The sequence below is a fragment of the Allobosea sp. OK403 genome, from assembly GCF_900113835.1.
In the GTDB taxonomy this organism is placed as follows: Bacteria; Pseudomonadota; Alphaproteobacteria; order Rhizobiales; family Beijerinckiaceae; genus Allobosea.
Genome location: NZ_FOQV01000009.1, coordinates 1 through 20,034, shown reverse-complemented (window position 1 = coordinate 20,034; position 20,034 = coordinate 1). Strand labels below are relative to the sequence as shown.

19 protein-coding genes are annotated in these 20,034 nt (G+C 64.8%); 13 read left to right on the top strand and 6 right to left on the bottom strand.

The window, feature by feature from the left end:
* Positions 1-175 precede the first annotated feature (175 nt).
* Entirely contained in the window at positions 176-850 is a 675-nt protein-coding gene (locus BMZ97_RS23460; protein ID WP_092175481.1) for an alpha/beta fold hydrolase, read from the bottom strand.
* 115 nt (positions 851-965) lie between these two features.
* Between BMZ97_RS23460 and BMZ97_RS23455 the strand changes: the two genes are divergently transcribed.
* Entirely contained in the window at positions 966-1,778 is an 813-nt protein-coding gene (locus BMZ97_RS23455; protein WP_092175478.1) for an AraC family transcriptional regulator, read from the top strand.
* A gap of 124 nt (positions 1,779-1,902) precedes the next feature.
* Here the strand turns inward: BMZ97_RS23455 and BMZ97_RS23450 are convergent, their stop codons facing one another.
* Positions 1,903-2,739, bottom strand: coding sequence for an IclR family transcriptional regulator (locus BMZ97_RS23450; protein WP_092175475.1), 837 nt, complete (start codon positions 2,737-2,739; stop codon positions 1,903-1,905).
* 133 nt (positions 2,740-2,872) lie between these two features.
* Between BMZ97_RS23450 and BMZ97_RS23445 the strand changes: the two genes are divergently transcribed.
* From BMZ97_RS23445 to BMZ97_RS23400, 11 genes are all read left to right on the top strand, one after another.
* Positions 2,873-3,241, top strand: a complete 369-nt coding sequence (locus tag BMZ97_RS23445) for a hypothetical protein (RefSeq protein ID WP_092175472.1) — start codon at positions 2,873-2,875, stop codon at positions 3,239-3,241.
* 63 nt (positions 3,242-3,304) lie between these two features.
* Positions 3,305-3,451 (top strand): hypothetical protein, encoded by a 147-nt coding sequence (locus BMZ97_RS31365; RefSeq protein WP_175525696.1) that lies wholly within the window; start codon positions 3,305-3,307, stop codon positions 3,449-3,451.
* On the top strand, positions 3,448-4,422 hold the full coding sequence (locus BMZ97_RS23440; protein WP_092175470.1) for an ABC transporter permease: 975 nt from the start codon (positions 3,448-3,450) through the stop codon (positions 4,420-4,422). Before BMZ97_RS31365 ends, BMZ97_RS23440 begins: the two co-directional genes overlap by 4 nt.
* 3 nt (positions 4,423-4,425) lie before the next feature.
* Positions 4,426-5,358 (top strand): ABC transporter permease, encoded by a 933-nt coding sequence (locus BMZ97_RS23435; RefSeq protein WP_092175467.1) that lies wholly within the window; start codon positions 4,426-4,428, stop codon positions 5,356-5,358.
* Positions 5,355-6,329: an ABC transporter ATP-binding protein gene (locus BMZ97_RS23430; protein ID WP_092175465.1), complete on the top strand. Its 975-nt coding sequence runs from the start codon at positions 5,355-5,357 to the stop codon at positions 6,327-6,329. Before BMZ97_RS23435 ends, BMZ97_RS23430 begins: the two co-directional genes overlap by 4 nt.
* A gap of 50 nt (positions 6,330-6,379) precedes the next feature.
* Positions 6,380-7,387 (top strand): ABC transporter ATP-binding protein, encoded by a 1,008-nt coding sequence (locus BMZ97_RS23425; protein WP_210188324.1) that lies wholly within the window; start codon positions 6,380-6,382, stop codon positions 7,385-7,387.
* Positions 7,388-7,401: 14 nt separating this feature from the next.
* Entirely contained in the window at positions 7,402-8,985 is a 1,584-nt protein-coding gene (locus tag BMZ97_RS23420; RefSeq protein WP_092175462.1) for an ABC transporter substrate-binding protein, read from the top strand.
* A 62-nt stretch (positions 8,986-9,047) separates the two neighbouring features.
* Positions 9,048-10,766 (top strand): M28 family peptidase, encoded by a 1,719-nt coding sequence (locus tag BMZ97_RS23415; RefSeq protein ID WP_092175459.1) that lies wholly within the window; start codon positions 9,048-9,050, stop codon positions 10,764-10,766.
* Positions 10,763-12,370, top strand: a complete 1,608-nt coding sequence (locus tag BMZ97_RS23410) for an ABC transporter substrate-binding protein (RefSeq protein WP_092175456.1) — start codon at positions 10,763-10,765, stop codon at positions 12,368-12,370. Before BMZ97_RS23415 ends, BMZ97_RS23410 begins: the two co-directional genes overlap by 4 nt.
* Before the next feature lie 35 nt (positions 12,371-12,405).
* Entirely contained in the window at positions 12,406-14,319 is a 1,914-nt protein-coding gene (locus BMZ97_RS23405; protein ID WP_244546566.1) for a CocE/NonD family hydrolase, read from the top strand.
* A gap of 10 nt (positions 14,320-14,329) precedes the next feature.
* Positions 14,330-15,691 carry an MmgE/PrpD family protein gene (locus tag BMZ97_RS23400; RefSeq protein WP_092175454.1) on the top strand — a complete coding sequence of 454 codons (1,362 nt, stop codon included), beginning with the start codon at positions 14,330-14,332 and terminating at the stop codon, positions 15,689-15,691.
* Positions 15,692-15,995: 304 nt separating this feature from the next.
* On the opposite strand, the gene BMZ97_RS23395 is transcribed toward BMZ97_RS23400, so the two are convergent.
* Positions 15,996-16,298 (bottom strand): type II toxin-antitoxin system RelE/ParE family toxin, encoded by a 303-nt coding sequence (locus BMZ97_RS23395; RefSeq protein WP_092175451.1) that lies wholly within the window; start codon positions 16,296-16,298, stop codon positions 15,996-15,998.
* A 2-nt stretch (positions 16,299-16,300) separates the two neighbouring features.
* A complete protein-coding gene (locus tag BMZ97_RS23390) occupies positions 16,301-16,582 on the bottom strand; it encodes a type II toxin-antitoxin system ParD family antitoxin (RefSeq protein WP_092175448.1) in 282 nt (93 codons plus the stop codon).
* A gap of 243 nt (positions 16,583-16,825) precedes the next feature.
* On the opposite strand from BMZ97_RS23390, the gene BMZ97_RS23385 reads away from it, so the two are divergent.
* Complete coding sequence (locus BMZ97_RS23385) at positions 16,826-18,676, top strand: ABC transporter ATP-binding protein (RefSeq protein WP_092175445.1); 1,851 nt, start codon at positions 16,826-16,828, stop codon at positions 18,674-18,676.
* 115 nt (positions 18,677-18,791) lie between these two features.
* On the opposite strand, the gene BMZ97_RS23380 is transcribed toward BMZ97_RS23385, so the two are convergent.
* Together BMZ97_RS23380 and BMZ97_RS23375 are read right to left on the bottom strand one after the other, a co-directional pair.
* Positions 18,792-19,697 carry a DMT family transporter gene (locus BMZ97_RS23380; RefSeq protein WP_092175440.1) on the bottom strand — a complete coding sequence of 302 codons (906 nt, stop codon included), beginning with the start codon at positions 19,695-19,697 and terminating at the stop codon, positions 18,792-18,794.
* 16 nt (positions 19,698-19,713) lie between these two features.
* A partial coding sequence (locus BMZ97_RS23375) for a PLP-dependent transferase (RefSeq protein WP_175525694.1) occupies positions 19,714-20,034 on the bottom strand: 321 nt, incomplete at its 5' end.

Here is a 20,034-nt window from a genome sequence, read left to right as displayed (position 1 = left end):
GAGCGCTTGCGAGTAAGGTTCCAGAATGGATCCCGGGTCTCCTTGCAGTCGCCCGGGATGACGGCGTGTTTCCCGAAATTCCAACCGACGGAAATCGCTGCTGACGTTATCGGCCAGGCTCTGAGGACCCCGCAGTTCATCCGGGGGCCTGACGCGGCTGAGGAGCGACTGCCGGCTATCGCATCGCCTCGAGCCTGGTCAGGATTGCCAGGAACTGGTCAGGCGCTGCAGCGATGATGTTGTGCCTGGTCGGCATCTCCTCGACCCGCCAGTCCGCGAGCTTCCTGAGGCGCTCGACCGTTGGAGGAAACGGGCTGTCGGCCCAGCCGGTGGCGTAGACGAAGAGCTTCTCGCGAACCTCTTTCCAGCGCCCGGCCAATCGGATCTTCTGGAGAAACGACGCTAAGGGATGCGGCCGGCAACGCGGATCCATATGCGCGGGCGGTCGGACGCTGAGGCCGTCCTCGCCGGCCCCCTCAATGGCGATCGCCCGGAAGTGGTCGTTGACCAGGTCCCACCAGGACTGGCCATCCTCGGGCACAAGCGCGTCGATATAGACGAGCGCGGCTATGCGCTCGGGCATGCGATCCGCCACCCCTGTTATCACCATCCCGCCATAGCTGTGCGCGCACAGAACGACATCGGAGAGATCCTCGAACTCGAGCAGATTGGCCACATCGAGAATATGCGTGTCGAGGTTGGGCCGCGCCGCCGCGAGGTGTACCCGTTCGCCCAATCCGGTGAGCGTCGGCGTGAAGACCTCATGTCCAAGCGCACGCAACCTGCGCGCGAAGGGCGTGAGCTCGCAGCCGCCATGCCAGCCGCCCGCCACGATAACGACGTTCGCCATCCCTCATCTCCTCGCCGAAGCCCTGCTCGATCACGCCGCATTGGGGAGATTTAGCCCTTTTGGCCATGCATGAATTTAGATATTCTGCCGATCGATTATCAAAATCGGTCAATCCATGCGGCAGCCGCTTCACTATCCCTGGCTGGATTTCGATGTGGACGGAGCCGCCGCTCCGGCGATTTCGGTACGCGTCGACGTCCTCGAAACCGGAGCGGAGGTCGCCGCTCATCAGCACCGCAAGGGCCAGCTCGTCTTTGCGCTGACTGGGGGCGTAAGCTGTCGCGTTCCCAGCGGCTTATGGATGGTGCCGACGCATTGCGCGGTCTGGATTCCAGGCGGCATGACACACAGCAATATCGCGACCGCCAATGCGAAGCTCTTCTTCGTTTACATCGAACCCGGCGCTGCCGATCTCCCAGTGCGATGCTGCACCGTTTCGATCTCACCCTTGTTGCGCGAGCTGATCGTCGAACTTTCGGAACGTCCGGGTGCCGATGACGCCGACGCGCTTCTGGCCAGGCTGCTGCTCGCCGAATTGCCACGCATGCCTGTCCAGCAGCTCTATCTGCCGATCTCGTCGGGACCGCGCCTCCGCCGCATTGCCGATGCCCTGGCCGCAAACCCTGCCGACCGGACCAGCTTAAGCGCATGGGCCCATCGCGTCGCGCTCAGCGAGAGCAGCCTCAGCCGCCTGGTGGTCAAGGAAACCGGGTTGAGCTTCGGGCGCTGGCGACAACAGCTGCACCTGATCGTCGCCATCAGGGAATTATCCAGGGGCGCGACAGTCCAGCAGGTTTCGGCCGCGCTCGGCTACGAATCCGTCGCTGCCTTTATCACCATGTTCAAGAAGGCGCTGGGCAAGCCGCCAGCGAAATACCTTGCGAGTGTGAAGGACCCGGCAAGCGTCATGCACGACGACCGCGCATAGGAGGTCGATGCGGTGCAGCCTCTAGGGGCTTGGACGCTTGCCGCCGGTTTTTCGCATCCTGCTCCACCTCTTTGATGTGCGCCCTGCCCCGGTGAATCCGCAGCCCGAGGTCGCGAGGCTGGAGCTAGTCAGCGCTCGATCCCGGAACCGACCCGCCAATTGCAGCGGTCAGGTCCTCGGATGCTGATTTGACGAGCCGGATCGCCAATTCCAGTTGCCCGGCGTTCATCCTGGTCGCCGGGGCGCCGACATTGATGGCGCCTGCGATGGCCCCGCCCAGCTTGAAGACCGGAGCAGCGACAGAGACGAGGTCCGAATTGATCTCGCCATGGCTGACGCCAAACCCCTCATGCACAATTCGCTCCAGCGCCGCTTTGAGCTGCTCGCCATCGACCAGGGTATTTGCGGTAAAGCGCTGCCTTGCATGCGAGAGAATCCGGCTCTGCTCCTGCTTCGGCAGATGGGCCAGAATGACCTTGCCCGCTCCGGCGTAAAGCGGCCGCTTGCGGCCGATCAGGCCCTGAACGTGAAGATCGCGGACAGGCTCCCAGCTTGCGACGCACATCGTCTCATCGCCATCCAGCATCCGAAGCTGCGCCGTCTCCTGAAGCTTCTCTCCGAGGCGGGACAGGAAGGGCTTCGCCATCGCGACCAGATCGATCTGGCGCGATGCCTTGGCGCCAAGCGTCAAGGCAGACGGGCCGAGGCGATATGTCCGGTTAGGCTCGGCGCAAACGACCAGCCCGCGCTCCTCGAGCGTCTTCAACTGCCGGTAAACCCGCGCCTTGCCGGCCTTCAGGCGGCGCGACAGATCGGACAGGCCGAGATCCGGCTGATCCGCGACGAGCATCAGAAGGGAAATCGCAGTGTCGAGCGCCTGGATCGTGTAGCCCCCGCCGCTCGCGCTTTCAGCCGCATCTCCGGCCTTGAGCGAAACCGCCTCCGTGCGCCTCTCGATCATGGACAATCTCTCCTTATTGGTTCGTCTGTCGAACCAGCGTATCCCTGCAGTTGACACCCTTGCAGACCTGCGTCAATGAGAATGTGTCCAAGAGCGCATGAATGCGCCGGACACCGGGGAACGGAGAGCAGCGATGCCGGAGATGGATTTGACTCGCCGCAGGCTGATGGGATCGGCGCCCAGCGCCGCGTTCCTGGCTCCGGGTATCGGCTTCGCCAGTCTGGCGCGTGCCCAGGCAGGAGCTCGGCTGCGCATCGGACTTGCCGCGCCGAACACGACGCTCGACCCTCATCTGCAAAGCAGCGCGAAACAGGCCACCCGCGCGATGGACAACGACAAACGCGCCAAGCTCCTGGCCGAGGTCAACGAGATCGTCTTCGCCGATCGCGCCATCCTGCCGCTGCACCATGAAGGGCTGACCTGGGCAGCCAAGAAGAGCATCGGCTACACACCCCGCGCCGACCAGTACACGCTCGCCATGAACTTCACCACGAGCAGCTGATGCCGCTTCCAAATCCGCCGGGCACCAGGCGTCCGGTGCGAAGCCTGTTTCCAAGGACACGCCATGAACACTTCCGTTCCGGGCGCGACGCGTCGCGCGCGCGCCGTCTATGATCTCGGCCATGCCGCCATCTCCGCCGCGGCGGCCGATCCGCAGCGCGACGGCATGGCGATCTCGCTCTGCGCTTCCCCCTCGGGAGAGCGCTCATGATCGGCTGGCTGTCGCGCCGCGTTCTGCAAGCCTTGTTCGTCGTGCTGGCGATGACGGTGATCGTCTTCATCGGCGTCAATGTGATCGGCGACCCCGTCGAAATCCTGATCCCACCGGATGCCGACCAGGCCGAGCGGCTACGCGTGATCGCTCAGCTGGGTTTGGACAAGCCCCTGTGGGAGCAATATGTCTCGTTCCTCTCAGGTGCTCTGCACGGCGATTTCGGCAAGAGCTTCGTCTTCAGCGAGCCGGCGCTGCAGGTCATCCTTCAGCGCATGCCGGCAACCCTGGAGTTGGCGATCTGCGCGGTTCTGCTGGCGATCGTCATCGGCATTCCGCTTGGCCTCTATGCCGGCCTGAAGCCGAACTCGATCTTCGCCAAGACCGCCATGGCGGGGTCGATCCTCGGCTTCTCCTTGCCGAGCTTCTGGGTCGGATTGCTCCTCATCATGGTCTTCGCGGTGCAGCTCGGTTGGCTGCCGTCGAGCGGCCGCGGGGAGACGCGCGCGCTGCTCGGCATCCAGTGGTCATTCCTGACGCTGGACGGGCTTAGCCATCTCGCCCTGCCGGCGCTCAACCTGGCGCTGTTCAAGGTTTCGCTGGTGATGCGGCTGGTGCGCGCCGGCGTGCGTGAAGTGCTGCCGCAGGAATACATCAAGTTCGCCCGCGCCAAGGGTCTGACCGAGCGCCGGGTGATCTTCGTCCATGTGCTCAAGAACATCATGATCCCGGTCGTCACCGTGATCGGGCTCGAATTCGGCTCGACCATCGCATTCTCGGTGGTCACCGAGTCGATCTTCGCCTGGCCCGGCATGGGCAAGCTGATCATCGACAGCATCAACATGCTCGATCGCCCGATGATCGTCGCCTACCTGATCCTCATCGTCTTCCTGTTCGTCACGATCAACCTGATCGTCGACCTCCTCTATACGGCGCTTGACCCACGGGTCCGGCTCGACAGCGAGGGCTGAGCCATGACCCTGCAAACTCCCATCGCTACCGCGTCCGCGCCGACATCATCGCGCCCGAGCCCGGTAGAGACGCCGCTGCGCCGTGTGCTGCGCGAGTTCGCCTCCTCCCACCTCGCGCTGCTGGGCCTCTTCGTGCTGGGGCTGATCGTGCTGCTGGCGCTGTTTGCGCCGCTGATCGCGCCGCAGAACCCTTACGATCTGATGCAGCTCGACGTGATGGACGGACGCCTGCCGCCTGGCTCGCAATCGCTGAACGGCATGACCTTCTGGCTCGGCACCGACGATCAGGGTCGCGACATGCTGTCGGGCATCCTCTACGGCCTGCGCATCTCGCTTACTGTTGGAGTCTCTTCGGCTCTGATTGCGGCGCTGGTCGGCGCATCGCTCGGGCTGATCGCAGCCTATGCCGGCGGCCGCACCGAGAGCACGATCATGCGCATCGTCGACCTGCAGCTTTCGTTTCCCTCGATCCTCGTCGCCCTGATGATCCTCGCCTTTCTCGGCAAGGGCGTGATGAACGTGGCGCTGGCGCTGATCATCGTGGAATGGGCGACCTATGCCCGCACTTCGCGGGGCACGGCGCTGGTCGAGCGGCGCAAGGAGTATATCGAGGCGGCCGAGTGCCTGGTCGTTCCGCGCTGGCGCATTCTGTTCAAGCATCTGCTGCCGAACTGCCTGCCGCCGCTCATCGTCATCGCCACCGTGCAGGTGGCACGCGCCATCGCGCTGGAGGCAACCTTGTCCTTCCTGGGACTGGGCGTGCCGGTCACCGAACCCTCGCTCGGGCTGCTGATCGCCAACGGCTATCAATACATGCTTTCGGGCAAATTCTGGATCAGCTTCTACCCCGGCATCGCGCTGCTCGTGACCATCGTCGCGATCAACCTCGTCGGCGACCATCTCCGCGACGTGCTGAACCCCAGGAGGCCGTCATGAGCCCCCCTCTGCTCGAACTGCGCGGGCTCAAAACCGGCTTCCCGACACGCGCCGGCGAGGTCAAGGCGGTCGACGATGTCTCCTTCACGCTGAAGCGCGGCAAGGTGCTCGGCCTCGTCGGCGAGTCCGGTTCGGGAAAGTCGGTGACCGGCTTCTCGATCATGGGGCTGATCGAGCCGCCAGGGCGGATCAGCGGTGGCCAGATCCTGTTCGACGGCATCGACCTGGCCAAGCTGTCGCGCGAGGAGATGCGCAGCCTGCGCGGCCGGCGCATCGCCATGATCTTCCAGGATCCGATGATGACGCTGAACCCGGTCCTGCGCATCGACACGCAGATGATCGAGGCCATCGCGGCCCATGAGAAGGTCTCCCGGGCGGAGGCCCGCACCCGGGCCCGCGACGCGCTGGCCCAGGTCGGAATCCCCTCGCCCGAGGAGCGGCTCGACGCCTATCCGCACCAGTTCTCCGGCGGCATGCGCCAGCGCGTCGCGATCGCCATCGCGCTGCTGAACAAGCCCGACCTGATCGTGGCCGACGAGCCGACCACAGCGCTCGACGTCACCATCCAGGCGCAGATCCTCGCCGAGGTGCAGAAGCTGACCACGGAACGCGGCATGGCGCTGATCTGGATCACCCACGATCTCTCGGTGGTCTCGCGCCTCGCCGACGACATCGCCGTGATGTATGCCGGCCGCATCGTCGAATACGGCACGGTCGCCGATGTCATCGACCGGCCCCTGCACCACTACACGGCGGGCCTGATCGGCTCGGTGCCGAGCCGCAACAAGCGCGGCAGCCGCCTCGCCCAAATCCCCGGCATGACGCCCTCCGTGCTGAATCTGCCGGAAGGCTGCGCCTTCCGCACCCGCTGCGCCCATGCCGATGCAGCCTGCGAGGCGACCCCGGCGCTGGTTGCCCAAGCCGGCCATCTTCATCGCTGTTTCCACCCGCTGCGCGAGGTGGCGGCATGACCCTGACGAGCATCGCCGCCATGCCCCAGAACGCGCCATCCGCGACGCCCATGATGGGTGCACCCATCGTCGAACTGCGCGGTATCTCGCGTCGCTTCGGCAAGACGCCCGATCTGATCGACCGCGCCGCCATATCCCTCGGGCTGGCCAAGCCGCCGCCGGTGGTGCGCGCAATCGACGATGTCGACCTCAGCATCGCCAAAGGCGAGGTCGTCGGCCTCGTCGGCGAGTCCGGCTGCGGCAAGTCCACGCTGGGCCGCGTCGTCGCCGGCATCCTGCCGCCCTCCTCGGGCCAGGTCTTCTGGAACGGCCGCGCCATCGACACGCTGCCCGCGGCCGAGCGCCGTGCCGGCGCCTTGCGCACCCAGATGGTGTTCCAGAATCCCTTCGCCTCGATCAATCCACGCCTGCCGATCTCCGAGGTCGTCGGTGAGGCGCCGCGCATTCACGGCCTGATCAAGGGCGGGCGGTCTGCGCAGGCGGCCTATGTCGACGAACAGTTGCGGCGCGCCGGCCTCGATCCCTCGCTGAAGGAGCGCTACGTGCATCAGTTCTCCGGCGGCCAGCGCCAGCGTATCGGCATCGCCCGCGCGCTCGCCGTGCAACCCGACATGCTGGTCTGCGACGAGGCGGTGGCAGCGCTCGACGTCTCGATCCAGGCGCAGATCCTCAACCTCTTCATGGACCTGCGCGAGACACTCGACCTGACCTACCTCTTCATCAGCCACGACCTCGGCGTGGTCGAGCATCTCTCCGACCGTGTCGCCATCATGTATCTCGGCCGCATCATCGAGGAAGCGCCCACCGAGGAGATCTTCGGGCGGCCCAATCACCCCTACACCCAGGCGCTGCTGGAAGAGGTGCCGCGCATCGAGACCACCAAGCGCGCCTTCTCCTCCCTCAAGGGCGAATTGCCGAGCCCCTTGCATCCGCCATCCGGATGTCATTTCCACCCGCGCTGCCCCCACGCCTTCGACCGCTGCAAGGTCGAACGCCCCGCGCTCAAGACCATCGCGTCGAAGCACAAATCCGCCTGCCATCTCAACGAACAGCTATGAGCCGGGAGAGCCGAATGACACGCATCAGTTTAGTCGCAGCTCTTGCCCTGGCGGGCCTTGCAACAATGCCGCGGACAGCGGCTTTGGCGCGCGACCTCGTCATGGGCGCTTCCACGGAGCCCTCGGCGATCGACCCGCATTTCTCGCGATCGAGCAACAACCAGAACATCGCCGCGCAGATCTTCGACCGGCTGGTGACGCTGGATGCCAATCTCCAGCTGAAGCCGATGCTGGCGGAATCCTGGCAGAATCTCGATCCGTTGACCTGGCGCATCAAGCTTCGCGCCGGCGTCCTGTTCCAGGACGGCGCGTCCCTAACGCCGGAAGATGTCATCTTCTCCATGGAGCGCGCCAAGGATATCCCGAATAGCCCGGCGCCTTTCACCGGCAATGTCGGCGCCATTGCTGCGATGGTTGCTGTCGATCCGCTGACCATCGAGGTCAAGACCAAGTCGCCGACCCCCGATCTCATGGACCAGATCGGCCTCGTCTACATCGTGGAGAAGAAGCGCGCTGAGGGAAAAAAGCTGGATGCCTTCGCCAAGGGCGAAGCCGCTATCGGCACGGGGCCGTTCCGGTTCAAGGAATGGGTGCCCGGAGACCATATCACGCTGGAGCGCAACGAGCGTTACTGGGGCGAGAAGCCGGCCTTCGAGACGGTGACGATCAAGCTGATCACCAACAACGCTGCCCGCGTTGCGGCATTGCGGACCGGAGCCGTCCAGCTCATCGACGCCGTGCCTCCTTCCGATATCAAGGCGCTGAGCGCGATGAAGGAGGTCAGGCTCTTCTCGATCGCCTCCTCGCGCATCATCTATCTCGCCCTCGACACGGACCGTGACGCCTCGCCCTTCGTAACCGGGACGGACGGCCAGCCGGCCAAGTCGAACCCGCTGAAGAACCCCAATGTCAGGCTCGCGCTCTCGCGCATGATCAACCGCAAGGCGATCGTGGAGCGACTGCTCGATGGCGCCGGCGAACCGGCGGGGCAGATCGTGCCGGAAGGGCTCGGCGGCTACGATCCGGCGCTCAAGCCGGAGATCTACGACCCCAAAGGGGCCAGGGCGCTTCTCGCCGCAGCCGGTTATCCGCAAGGCTTCGGGTTGACGCTGCACTCCTCGAACGATCGCTTCACCGGCGACGGGCAGGTCGCGCAAACCCTTGGCCAGATGTTCGCCCAGGGCGGCATCAAGATCAACGGTATCGTGACCCAACCCTATAACGTCTACGCCGGCGCAGCAGGCAAGCAGTCCTTCTCCGCCTTCATCTTCTCGCTCGGCACGGTCTCGCCGACCTCCGCCACCAGCCTGCGCAACCTGCTGATGACCGTCGACAAGGAGGGCGGGCAAGGCGGCTTCAACCGCGCGCGCTACTCCAACCCGGCCTTCGACGCCAAGATGAAGACGGCCATGGCGGAATTCGATCCCGTCAAGCGCAACACCCTGCTCGCGGAAGCCACCGCCCTCGCGATGAATGATACCGCCCTCATCCCGCTCTACTGGCCGATCGTTACCTGGGCCGCCCGTTCCGACATCACCTACACCGCCAATCGCGGCGAGGATTTCCAGGCCGATTATGCGGGGATAGCGCCGCACTAGATTGCATTGCAATCGGACGAAACCGCCGCCTGAAGGCCAACGCCAGAACAGGATCTGACACCATGTCCACACAAGCCAGCCCACGGCAGATCGTCTCGACCGGCGAGGTCCCCCTCGACGCCGTCTCCGGCGCACGCATGATGGAACAGCTGCGCGAGTTCGCAGGCTGGACGAAGCTCGCGGGCACACCGGGCGAGGCGGAGAGCTTCGCCTGGCTGAAAGCCCAACTCGAAGCGCTCGGCCTGCCCGCAACGCTGCTGTTCCATGATGCCTATATCAGCCTGCCCGGGCCGGCTCATCTGAGCTGCGGTGGTGAGCGCATCGACGCCATCACCCACTCGATGTCTCGCTCTTCGCCTGCAGAAGGCTGTAGCGGCACGCTCGTCGACCTAGGTGACGGCTCCGCCGGCGCGTTCTCCGGCCGGGACGTCACCGGCCGGATCGTGCTTGTCGACGGCATCGCCAGCCCCGTCATCGCCATGCGCGCCACGCGTGCCGGCGCTCGCGGCGTCATCCATGTCAGCCCTCATGCGCTACGGCATGAGATGTGTATCTCACCGGTCTGGGGCAGTCCGTCCCTGACCACCCGCGAGGCGCTTCCCGATGTCGTCGTCGTGACCGTCACGGCCGAGGACGGCGCGGGTTTGCGCCGCCGCCTTGCCCAAGGCGAAACGCAGGTGACCTTGCATGCAACGGTCGATACCGGCTGGCGAAAAACCCCGCTTCTCGTCGCCGACATGCCGTCCCCGGCCGGAGCAGACGCGCCGTTCGTATTGCTGTCCTGCCATGTCGATACCTGGTTCCACGGCGTGATGGATAACGGCTCGGCGAATATCGCCATGCTGGAAGTCGTGCGGCTTTGCGCTGCGATGCGCGACCAGTGGCGGCGGGGCTTGCGCCTCTGTTTCTGGTCAGGCCATTCCCAAGGCCGCTATTCCGGTTCGAGCTGGTATGCCGACAATCACTGGCTCGAACTTGACGAGCGCTGCGTCGCCCATGTCAATCTGGATAGCCCCGGCGCGATCGGCGCGACCAATCTGACGCAGACCGGCTCGGCGGGCGCGCTGTTTCGCATCGCCGCGGCGGCCATTGCAAGCGAAACCAAACAGATGCTCGCGGGCAAGCGCAAGGCGCGCTCGGCCGACGATTCCTTTCCAGGCGTCGGCATTCCTTCAGTCTTCGGCAGCCTCAGCACACAGGAGCCCGGCGCGCTGAAGCTGCGCAACGAGCTGGGTTGGTGGTGGCACACCGAGCACGACCTGATCGACAAGATCGAGCCCGCCCATCTCGAGCGCGACACCCGCATCGTGCTGCGCGTGGTCTGGGACCTGCTCGGGAACGAGCGCCTGCCCCTCGACTTCTCCCAACAAATCTCCGGCCTGCTCGGCGAGCTCAGCGGATTATCCGAGCGGCTGAAGGATCGTTTCGATCTCGATATGGCCTGCCGCGAGGCGCGCCTTCTCGGCCAGCGCCTGGAGCAGCTTGCCCGAACTCCGCCGGCCGGCAGTGCCGAGGCCTTCAACCGGGCGATCCTGGAGTTGAGCCGCATACTCGTACCGCTCGACTACACGACCGGGGATCGCTTTTCCCATGATCCGGCGACGCCGCTTGCGGCTTGGCCCGTGATCGAGCCGATCCGCTGGCTCGGTGCAACGAAACCCGGCGACGCGGACGAACCATTCGCCAAGGTCGATGCCGTGCGCGCCCGCAACCGTCTCGTTCACGGTCTCCGTAAAGCCGTCGCGGTGGTCGACAGCCTTCGCAACGGAGCATTCCCATGAGCGCGAAAAGCCGGACCGCGAAAGGCCGCCTCCTCCTGCCGTTCAAGGCCATCGCGCTTGCCGCAGCAATCGCCCTGCCCTCCGCGGCGGCCTGGGCGCAGGATTTGCGGATCGCGATGAAGGGGGCCGTCGACAGTGCCGATCCGCACCTGCTGTTCACGATCAACCGCAACGTCCAGATCCATGTCTACGAGCCTCTCGTTTTCCAGGATCGCTTCCTGAAGCCGCTTCCCGGACTGGCGGAAAGCTGGAAGCGCCTCGACGAGACCAGTTGGGAATTCACCCTCCGCGCCGGTGTGAAATTCCATGACGGTTCCGACTTCACGGCCCGCGATGTCGCCTTTTCGATCAAGCGCGCGCAGGACGTCACCGGGCCGCGGACATACCGCCACTATCTGAAGGACATCCTGAAAGTCGATCCGATCGACGATCTTCATGTGAGGATCGTCACATCGGTTCCTTCCCCGCTCCTGCCGATCAATCTGACGACGTTGGGAATGGTGTCGGCGCGGGCCGCCGCGGGTGCAGGTCCCGAAGACTTCAAGTCAGGCAAGGCGGCCATCGGCACCGGCCCCTATCGCTGGGCGAGCTGGACACCGGGCCAGCAGGTCGTGCTGGAGCGCAACGATGCCTATTGGGGCGCCAAGGAGCCCTGGGCGAAAGTGACCGTCCGCACGGTGTCCAATGACGGCGCCCGCGTCGCGGGCCTGCTCTCGGGCGACGACGACGTCATCGACGCTGTTTCCGGCAGCCTCGCCGCCCGTCTGCAAAACCAGAGCAAGGTCAAACTCGTCTCCGATACCTCGATCTTCTTTCTCTATCTGACGCTCGACCAGTTTCGCGACAGCTCGCCCTTCGTGGCCGACAATGACGGCAAGCCGATGGCGCGCAACCCGCTGAAGGACGTCCGGGTCCGCGAAGCGATCAGCCTCGGCCTCAATCGTGCGGGCCTCAGCGACAGGGTGATGGAGGGGGCCGCCGCGCCGGCCGGGCAAATCGCCCCGGAAGGGTTCGCCGGCCATGATCCTGCGCTGAAACAGACGGCCTATGACCCGCAACGAGCCCGGCAGCTCCTGCGCGACGCCGGCTGGCCGAACGGCTTCCAGTTGACGCTGCATTGCCTGAACGACCGCTATGCCGGCGACAGCCAGACCTGCCAGGCCGTCGCCTCGATGCTGACCGCGATCGGCGTGAGATCGAAGGTGGAAGCCTTGCCGGCAAGCGTGTTCTTCCGACGCGCGGCTGGGAAGGGCGAACCGGAATTTTCAGCCGCCATGTCGATCTTTGGCAGTTCCAGCGGCGACCCGATCCAGTCCCTGGTCACCATCGTCGAGAGCTTCGACATGGACAAGAACCATGGCGTCAACAATCGCGGCCGCTATTCCAATCCGCAGGTCGATCAGTTGATCGAGCAGGCACAGACAAGTTTCGATGAGGCAGAGCGTGAAAAGCTCGCTCGCCAGGCGACGGCGCTCGCCGTTTCCGAGGGCGGATTGATTCCGATCTACTTCCTGAAATCCAGCTGGGGCATCAGCTCGAAACTGCAACTGTCGCCGCGCGGCGATGGCTACACCATGGCGACGCTGATCCGCCCCGCCCCCTGATCAGATCGCCAGCCCTTTCATCTCCGGAGACCCCCGTGTCGCTCCTCACGCTCAACACGCCCGCCGCTGGCGTGGCCGCACTTCCCGAGCCCGAACGAATCTCGGCCACCCTGCTGTGCTTCCGCGATGTGATGATCGCGATGCGCGACGGCATCCAGCTGGCGACCGACATCTATCTGCCCGCGAACCGGAATGGGCCGTTCCATGCGGTTCTGGAGCGAACGCCTTATGGCAAGCACAAGCCGTCGCGCGCGGAATTGGCGGTTGGCGCGGATACGCCGATGACGCGCGAGGAGACGGCCGCGGCCTTCTGCGCGGCCGGCTATGCCCTGGTTTTCCAGGACTGCCGGGGGCGACATCGCTCGCAAGGCCTGTTCACGAAATATGTCGCGGAGGGACCGGACGGCTACGATACCATCGCCTGGATCGCGGCTCAGCCCTGGTGCACGGGCAAGGTCGGCACGATGGGCCTGTCCTATGCGGCCCACACGCAGATGGCCGCCGCCTGCCTGGCACCGCCGGCGCTTGCCGGAATGATCCTCGATTCCGGCGGCTTCTCCGACGCCTATCGCTGCGGTATCCGGCAAGGTGGCGCATTCGAGCTCAAACAGGCAACCTGGGCCTGGAACCATGCACAGGACAGCCGCGCCTGCGAAGCCGAGCCGGGGCTGCGCGCCGCCCTCGCCGCGGAAGACGTCACGGCCTGGTTCAAGCGGATGCCCTGGTCGAAAGGCAATTCGCCGGTGCGATGGGAGCCGGAATACGAGGCCTACCTGCTCGACCAGTGGCGGCACGGAAACTTCGACGATTATTGGAAGGTGATCGGCCTCTATGCGGCCGGCTATTACGACAAGATCCCCGACATCCCGGTGCTCCTGATGTCGAGCTGGTACGACGTCTATGTCCCGACCACTTTTGAGAACCTCGCAGGCCTGAGCCACGGCGATCACCGGCCGCAGGTCATCATGGGCCCCTGGACCCATGGCAACCGGACCGAGCGCGTTTTCGGTGATGTCGATTTCGGGCCGGATGCCATCTTCGACGGCAATGTCGCAGCGAGCTGGACCTCTTTCCGCATCTCCTGTTTCGACGCCTGGCTGAAGGGCGAAGAGGCCCCGAAAAGCGACGTGGCGATCCGGCTTTTCCTGATGGGCGGAGGCTCCGGCCAGCGCACGCCGGATGGACATCTCGATCATGGCGGGCATTGGATCGGCGCCACGCAATGGCCCCTGCCGGAGGCTCGCCCGACCGCATTCTATCCGCATGATGACGGCAGCCTATCAACCGAGCCGCCGGTCTCGCCGAGCAGCCGCCTCACCTATGATTTCGATCCGCGCAATCCGGTTCCGACGATTGGCGGAGCGCTGACCAGCGGCCAGCCGGTCTTCGAGGGCGGAGCCTATGACCAGCGCGAGGATCTGCGCTTCTTCGGTTGCGCGACGCCCGGCCTGCCTTTGTCCTCGCGGCCCGACGTCCTCATGTTCGAGACCGCACCGCTTCGTGAAGACCTGGCTCTGGTCGGGCCTGTCACGGTCGAGCTCTGGGTGTCGTCGGATGCGCCGGATACCGATTTCACCGCCAAGCTCATCGACGTGCACCCGCCCTCCGCCGATTATCCGACCGGCTTCGCCATGAACCTGACCGACGGCATCTTCCGCTGCCGGTATCGCGAATCCTGGGAAAAGCCATCGGCGCTCGAGCCGGGCGCGGTCTTCCGCATCGTGATCGAGCCCTTCGCCACGGCCAATCTCTTCAAGGCGGGCCATCGCATCAGGCTGGACATCTCCTCGTCCAATTTCCCGAAATTCGACGTCAACCCCAATACGGGCGAGCCCGAGGGCACGGGACGCGCCTGCAACATCGCCCGCAACACCGTCCATCTCTCGGCGGAGCGACCCTCCCGGATCATCCTGCCGCTTGTCCCGCCATCGTCGCTGCGTCGCATGTGAGGAACATCATATGACCGTCATCGAGGCCATTGCCGACTGGTGCGCGGGCGCGGCAGCGTTCTCCCCCACGGCGATCGCGCGTGCCGAGCACGGCTTCTGCGACACCATCGGCTGCATCATCGCCGGTAGAAGCGACCCTGCGACCCTTGCTACCGCCCGGGCCTTCGAGACGCGGCCCCGTAGTGGAACCAGCGCGGTCGTTACCGGCGCCCGCACCGATCCCGCGATCGCCGCCCTGGTCAATGGGGTCGCGGCCCATGCGCTCGATTTCGACGACAACTTCCACGGCGCCACAACCCATGCCTCAGCGGTTCTTGTGCCGGCGCTGCTTGCCACTGCCCAGGCCTTTGGTCGCGATGGCCGGCAGATGCTCGAGGCCTATATCGTCGGGTTGGAGGCACAGGCCTGGATCAGCCGCGGCGTGAACCCCTCGCACTATACGGCCGGCTGGCATGCGACCTCGACTGTCGGCTGCATCGGAGCGGCTGCCGGCGTAGCAAGGCTGATGGGGCTGGAACGCAATGGCATCGCACAGGCGATGAGCATCGCCGTCAGCATGGCGGCAGGCGTCAAGGGCCAGTTCGGAACCCCCGTCAAACCGCTGCATTCCGGTCTCGCAGCCCGCAACGCGGTCGATGCCGCCCAGCTCAGCGCCGCCGGCATGGCTGGCCGCCTGGATATACTGGAATCGCGCCAGGGCTTCCTGACGCTCTATGGCGGCGATTATCCCAAGGGCTGGTCGCAGGATCCGGGCCACCCCCATCCGAACGAACTTGCAATCGAGCGCTTCGGATTGACCGCCAAGCGGCACCCCTGCTGCGGCGCGACACATCGAGCCATCGACGCGATCCTCGATCTCAAGCGCGACAATGGCTTCTTCGCAGAGGATGTCGCCTCCATCAATGTCACTGTGACGGAGGCGCATGCCCGCAACCTCGCCTATTCCCGCCCCGACAATGAGATGCAGGCGCGCTTCTCGATGCAGTACGCGCTCGCGCGCGCCCTGTCGCAGGATTCGCTCGGGCTTTCGGACTTCACCCATGCAGCAGTGCAACGCGCCGATATAAGGGCCCTGCTCCCGCTGACCGAATTGTCGATCTACGATCAGGCCAGCGAGAGGGCGGCCACTGGGCGGCTGCCCCATCGCATCGTTGTGGACTTGAAGGACGGACGTCGTCTCGAAGACATCCGTCAGGCAGCCAAGGGCGAAGCGAGCCTGCCCTTCAGCACCGATGAGAGACGGATCAAATTCCTCGATTGCGCCGGTTTCTCGGGCCTCCCTGCGGACGAAGCGCAGGAACGGTTCACGCGCTCGAGCCATCCCGCAGCGCTTGACGTGCTCGGGCTCTCGAATTTCGAGCTGTCAGGCTGAGCAGGTCCCCGGAACGAGCCCCATCACCGCATGGCCACGGAACCGGCAGCAGGCCATCGTGATGCGCAACCTGGCACCGAGCGCGGCAAGTTTGGCACCGCTGCGCATCGCTAGGTGGTTGGGTGGCAAGAGGTGTGCATTCACAACTGGGGGCTCATGGAAGTTCCAACGGCCTCATGTGAAATGTAGCCGTGCGAAATTCCGCCCAACGGCAGAAGATCTTATGGAGCGGGCTTCTAGGTCGGATACCGGCCGCAGATGTGCCAACCTGGATGGAGGCCTTGCCGCATATGCCTATCGTGGGCTAGCCACCCGTCTCTTCCGGCAATGCCCGCCCGCCATAGAGAATGTTCGACACGACCACCTCGTCACCCTCCACCAGGAAGGCGATCGTCACGCGGCGCTCGAACCCGACGATGCGCAGACCCGGGCGGATGTCGTCGCGGCGCGTTCCGCGCTCGGGGAAGGTATCAAACCCTGCCAGATAGGCCATGATGCGCTGGACATAGCCTTGGGCAATGGCCTGCGAGGCTTGATCCCGGATGTAGTCGTAGATGGCGGCAAGGTCGGCCTCCGCCTCCGGCAAAAGCCTGATGCGGTGGACCATGGTCAGCGCGCTTTGTCGGCGTCTGCGTTCATCCTGGCGGTGAGGCGTCCGAACGCCTCGTCGAGCGGCGCGCCCCTGGCCGGATCGGCGCGGTAGCGGTCGAGGCTCGGCCCGACCTCGTCCTGAAGCCACCGCTCCACCACGGCGTCACGTTCCAGCAGCGCCCGCAAGCCTTCGCGGATGACCTCGCTCTCGGAGGCGTAGCCGCCTGCCTCGACCTTGGATTTCACCATCCGCGCCAGTTCCAGCGGAAGGGTGATGCTCATTTGTTGAGTGGTTCTCATGGTCGGAGCCTTTCCTTAGCTCGCTTATAGCACGCAGTAGGATTGTATCCTATCCGTTTGCCGGCATGACCTATGCCGATCCGCCTTCTATTCCAACCTGCCCGAGAGCCTTACGCGTTGGCGACAAGAGGCCAAGACAGAACAGGCCAAGACAGAAAACGTCCACAAGATGAGTTGAGAACTCGCCTCTGACAGCGACCATTCGAGGTTGCCATGGCGGCGGCACAGCAACCATAAGGAACGATGTTCAGCTTCTTCGATTCACTTGTTGATTCGACAGCATCGCCTCCGGGAGAGCCTCCCAGCGGACTACGAACATTCTATTGGCATTTCATCCGCCAGGCGAAGGGCCTGTTCGCGGCGCTGTTCATCCTCGGCTTTGCGCTTGCCGTCGTTGACGCCGTGGTGCCTTATCTGATCGGGCGCCTCGTCTCCATCCTGTCGTCGGTGCCGCGCGAGCGCGTTTTCGACGCGGCTGGCCATCTGCTCCTGATCATGGCGGCGATCGTGCTCGTGGTGCGCCCGCTCGGCACGATCCTGTTTCGCCTGCTCGTGAACCACTCGATCGCCGTCTCTTTCACGACGCTGATTCACTGGCAGAATTACTGGCACGTCGTCCGCCAGCCGCTGGCCTTCTTTCATGACGACTTCGCCGGGCGCTTGGCCAACCGGGTCACGCAGACGGGCCGGCCGCTGCGGGATACCATCGTCTCCTTCGTTCGCGCGGTCTGGCAGATCCTGATTTTCGGCGCGACCGCGATCGGCCTTCTCGGCACGCAGGACATTCGCCTGGCCGCGCCGATGCTGGCCTGGTTTCTGTTCTACGGTGCGCTCCTCGCCTACACGCTGCCGAAGGTGCAGGTCCGCTCGCGCGAGACCTCGGAGATGCGCTCGGCCATCTCCGGCAAGATCGTCGACACCTTCACCAATATGATGACCGTCAAGCTGTTCGGGCGCCGGAGCGATGATGACGCCTATATTCGCGACGGCTTCCAGCGCTTCCAGGCCGCTTTCGCCCGCCAGCAGCGACTCAATACCGTCTATGTCTTCTGTCTGGTCTGCCTCAACGCGATCCTGTTGGCGACAACCTGCGGTATCGGCGTCTGGCTGTTCTCGCAGGGACGCGTCGATGCGGGCACGCTGACGACCGCCGTTCTTCTGACAACCCAGATCATCGCCATGTCAAATTGGGTGGCGTTCGAAATCTCAGGGATTTTCGAGAATATCGGCGTCGTCCAGGAAGGCATGAAGACGATCGCGCAGCCGCTGAGCCAGCTCGACAGGCCCGATGCGCACCCGCTCGCGGCTCGCCATGGCGAGATCCGGTTCGAGGATCTGCATTTTCACTACGCCAAGCCGCACCGCGTGGTGGACGGGCTATCCCTGACCGTTGGCGCCGGCGAAAAGGTCGGCCTGGTCGGGCGCTCGGGCGCGGGCAAGTCCACGCTCGTCAATCTGCTGCTGCGCTTCTACGAACCGCAATCGGGCCGTATCCTGATCGACGGCCAGGACATCGCCGGCGTCACCGAAGAGTCGCTGCGCGCCCGGATCGCATTGGTGGCTCAGGATTCCTCGCTCCTGCACCGCTCCATCGGCGAGAACATCCTCTACGCCCGCCACGACGCCGATCAGGAGATGATGCGTGACGCGGCCCGGAAGGCGCAAGCCGACGGCTTCATCGACAAGCTGGTGGACAGCAAGGGGCGCCAAGGTTTCGAGGCCTTCGTCGGCGAGCGTGGCGTCAAGCTCTCCGGCGGACAGCGCCAGCGCATCGCCATCGCGCGGGTGATCCTGAAGGACGCCCCGATTCTCCTACTCGACGAGGCGACGTCATCCCTCGACTCGCAGGTCGAGGCCGCGATCCAGGATGCGCTCTCGGACCTCATGCGCGGAAAGACCGTCATCGCCATCGCGCATCGCCTCTCCACGCTGCAACTCATGGACCGGCTTGTGGTGATGGATGGCGGGCGCATTGTCGATCAAGGCTCCCATGCGGAGTTGCTTGATCGCGGCGGGCTCTACGCCGAGCTGTGGGCGCATCAATCGGGAGGCTTTATCGTGCCACCACGCCCGCAGGATTCCCTGAAGCGGTAAGCCTCCCCGCCGGCGCAACTCCTGCCGGCTTGCAAGCGAGCCTGTCGGAAGGCCGGTTTTCGGAGAGTCCGCAAGGGGTGGGAAGCGGACGTTGAAATCGACGTTACGGACAAGGTCAGGTGAGCTTTCCTGAGCGCCGCAGCGCCAGCCCGACACCGCTCAATGTCAGGGCGACAGCAAGAATTTCCCGCCCACCCAGGCGATCTCCGAGCAACGGAATGGCCGAGAGCGCCCCGACGATCGGGACAAGCAGCATACCGGTCGCAGCGACTGAAGCGGGCAGGCGCCTGAGCGCGCCAAACCAAGTCAGGTAGCACAGCGCCATCGGGCCCGCCGCCATATAGACAAGGCCACAGAGGCCCGGGAGGGACAGCGAGAAGATATGCGGCTGCTCTAGGAACAAGCTCAGTATCACCATCGGCAGACAGCCCAGAGCCACCTGCCACGCGGTCAGTGCGGTTGGATTCATGGGAACGGTCATGCGGGCTGTGACCGTGCCGATGGCGAACAGGATCGCGGCGGCGAGCGCAAACAGGATTCCGGGGAGCTTGCCGCCAGCCAGATCGGGACCGCCCATCAGCACGGCGATCCCAGACACACCCAGTGCCAGCGCCAGCAAACTGCGGTTGTTCGGTCGTTCGCCGAGCAGAGGCCACGCGATCAGCATCGCCCATATCGGCATGGAATAGGCGATGAGCGCCCCTTCCGAGACCTTGAGCCAGTTCAGCGACAGAGCGGTGAAGCCCATCCAGGCGAAGACGTTGATGCCGGCTGCCGCGGCAAGGCGTAGGCGCGCCTCTCTCGGCACCACGAAACACTCGCCGCGGAATGCCGCAAAGGCGGCCAGGCCGACCGCACCTAGCAGTCCGGCGCTACCGCGCGCGAACAAGGGAGGCCAGTCCTGGAGAACGAATTTGAGGACGGACCAGTTCAGCCCCCAGCCGATTGCTGTGACCATGAGAAGAATCCGACCTGACCGCTGATTGGCGGTCTCGGCTGACGCTGCTGCCTCGCTACGCATCGTTAAGGCCCGACGCTCAATCGTGCCCGGCTTTCAGCGCCTGGTCGAGGTCGGCGTAGAGGTCCTCGACATCCTCGATGCCGGTCGAGAGTCTGAGCAGATCGGTGGGGCAGGGCGAGCCCGCGCCCTCGATCGAGGCGCGATGCTCGATCAGGCTCTCGACGCCGCCGAGCGAGGTGGCGCGCTTGTAGAGCTCGACATGAGCCGCCGCCTTGATCGCAGCCGCTTCGCCGCCCGTCACCTGCACCGAGAGCATGAAGCCGAAGCCGCCTTCCATCTGGCGCGCGGCGATGTCGTGACCGGGGTGCTGCGGCAGGCCGGGATAGAGCACGCGCGC

Excerpts from the sequence above, each read along its gene's own strand:
- BMZ97_RS23460 (WP_092175481.1), bottom strand. The coding sequence starts at position 850 with ATGGCGAACGTCGTTATCGTGGCGGGCGGCTGGCATGGCGGCTGCGAG.
- BMZ97_RS23455 (WP_092175478.1), top strand. The coding sequence starts at position 966 with ATGCGGCAGCCGCTTCACTATCCCTGGCTGGATTTCGATGTGGACGGA.
- BMZ97_RS23450 (WP_092175475.1), bottom strand. The coding sequence starts at position 2,739 with ATGATCGAGAGGCGCACGGAGGCGGTTTCGCTCAAGGCCGGAGATGCG.
- BMZ97_RS23445 (WP_092175472.1), top strand. The coding sequence starts at position 2,873 with ATGCCGGAGATGGATTTGACTCGCCGCAGGCTGATGGGATCGGCGCCC.
- BMZ97_RS31365 (WP_175525696.1), top strand. The coding sequence starts at position 3,305 with ATGAACACTTCCGTTCCGGGCGCGACGCGTCGCGCGCGCGCCGTCTAT.
- BMZ97_RS23440 (WP_092175470.1), top strand. The coding sequence starts at position 3,448 with ATGATCGGCTGGCTGTCGCGCCGCGTTCTGCAAGCCTTGTTCGTCGTG.
- BMZ97_RS23435 (WP_092175467.1), top strand. The coding sequence starts at position 4,426 with ATGACCCTGCAAACTCCCATCGCTACCGCGTCCGCGCCGACATCATCG.
- BMZ97_RS23430 (WP_092175465.1), top strand. The coding sequence starts at position 5,355 with ATGAGCCCCCCTCTGCTCGAACTGCGCGGGCTCAAAACCGGCTTCCCG.
- BMZ97_RS23425 (WP_210188324.1), top strand. The coding sequence starts at position 6,380 with ATGATGGGTGCACCCATCGTCGAACTGCGCGGTATCTCGCGTCGCTTC.
- BMZ97_RS23420 (WP_092175462.1), top strand. The coding sequence starts at position 7,402 with ATGACACGCATCAGTTTAGTCGCAGCTCTTGCCCTGGCGGGCCTTGCA.
- BMZ97_RS23415 (WP_092175459.1), top strand. The coding sequence starts at position 9,048 with ATGTCCACACAAGCCAGCCCACGGCAGATCGTCTCGACCGGCGAGGTC.
- BMZ97_RS23410 (WP_092175456.1), top strand. The coding sequence starts at position 10,763 with ATGAGCGCGAAAAGCCGGACCGCGAAAGGCCGCCTCCTCCTGCCGTTC.
- BMZ97_RS23400 (WP_092175454.1), top strand. The coding sequence starts at position 14,330 with ATGACCGTCATCGAGGCCATTGCCGACTGGTGCGCGGGCGCGGCAGCG.
- BMZ97_RS23395 (WP_092175451.1), bottom strand. The coding sequence starts at position 16,298 with ATGGTCCACCGCATCAGGCTTTTGCCGGAGGCGGAGGCCGACCTTGCC.
- BMZ97_RS23390 (WP_092175448.1), bottom strand. The coding sequence starts at position 16,582 with ATGAGAACCACTCAACAAATGAGCATCACCCTTCCGCTGGAACTGGCG.
- BMZ97_RS23385 (WP_092175445.1), top strand. The coding sequence starts at position 16,826 with ATGTTCAGCTTCTTCGATTCACTTGTTGATTCGACAGCATCGCCTCCG.
- BMZ97_RS23380 (WP_092175440.1), bottom strand. The coding sequence starts at position 19,697 with ATGCGTAGCGAGGCAGCAGCGTCAGCCGAGACCGCCAATCAGCGGTCA.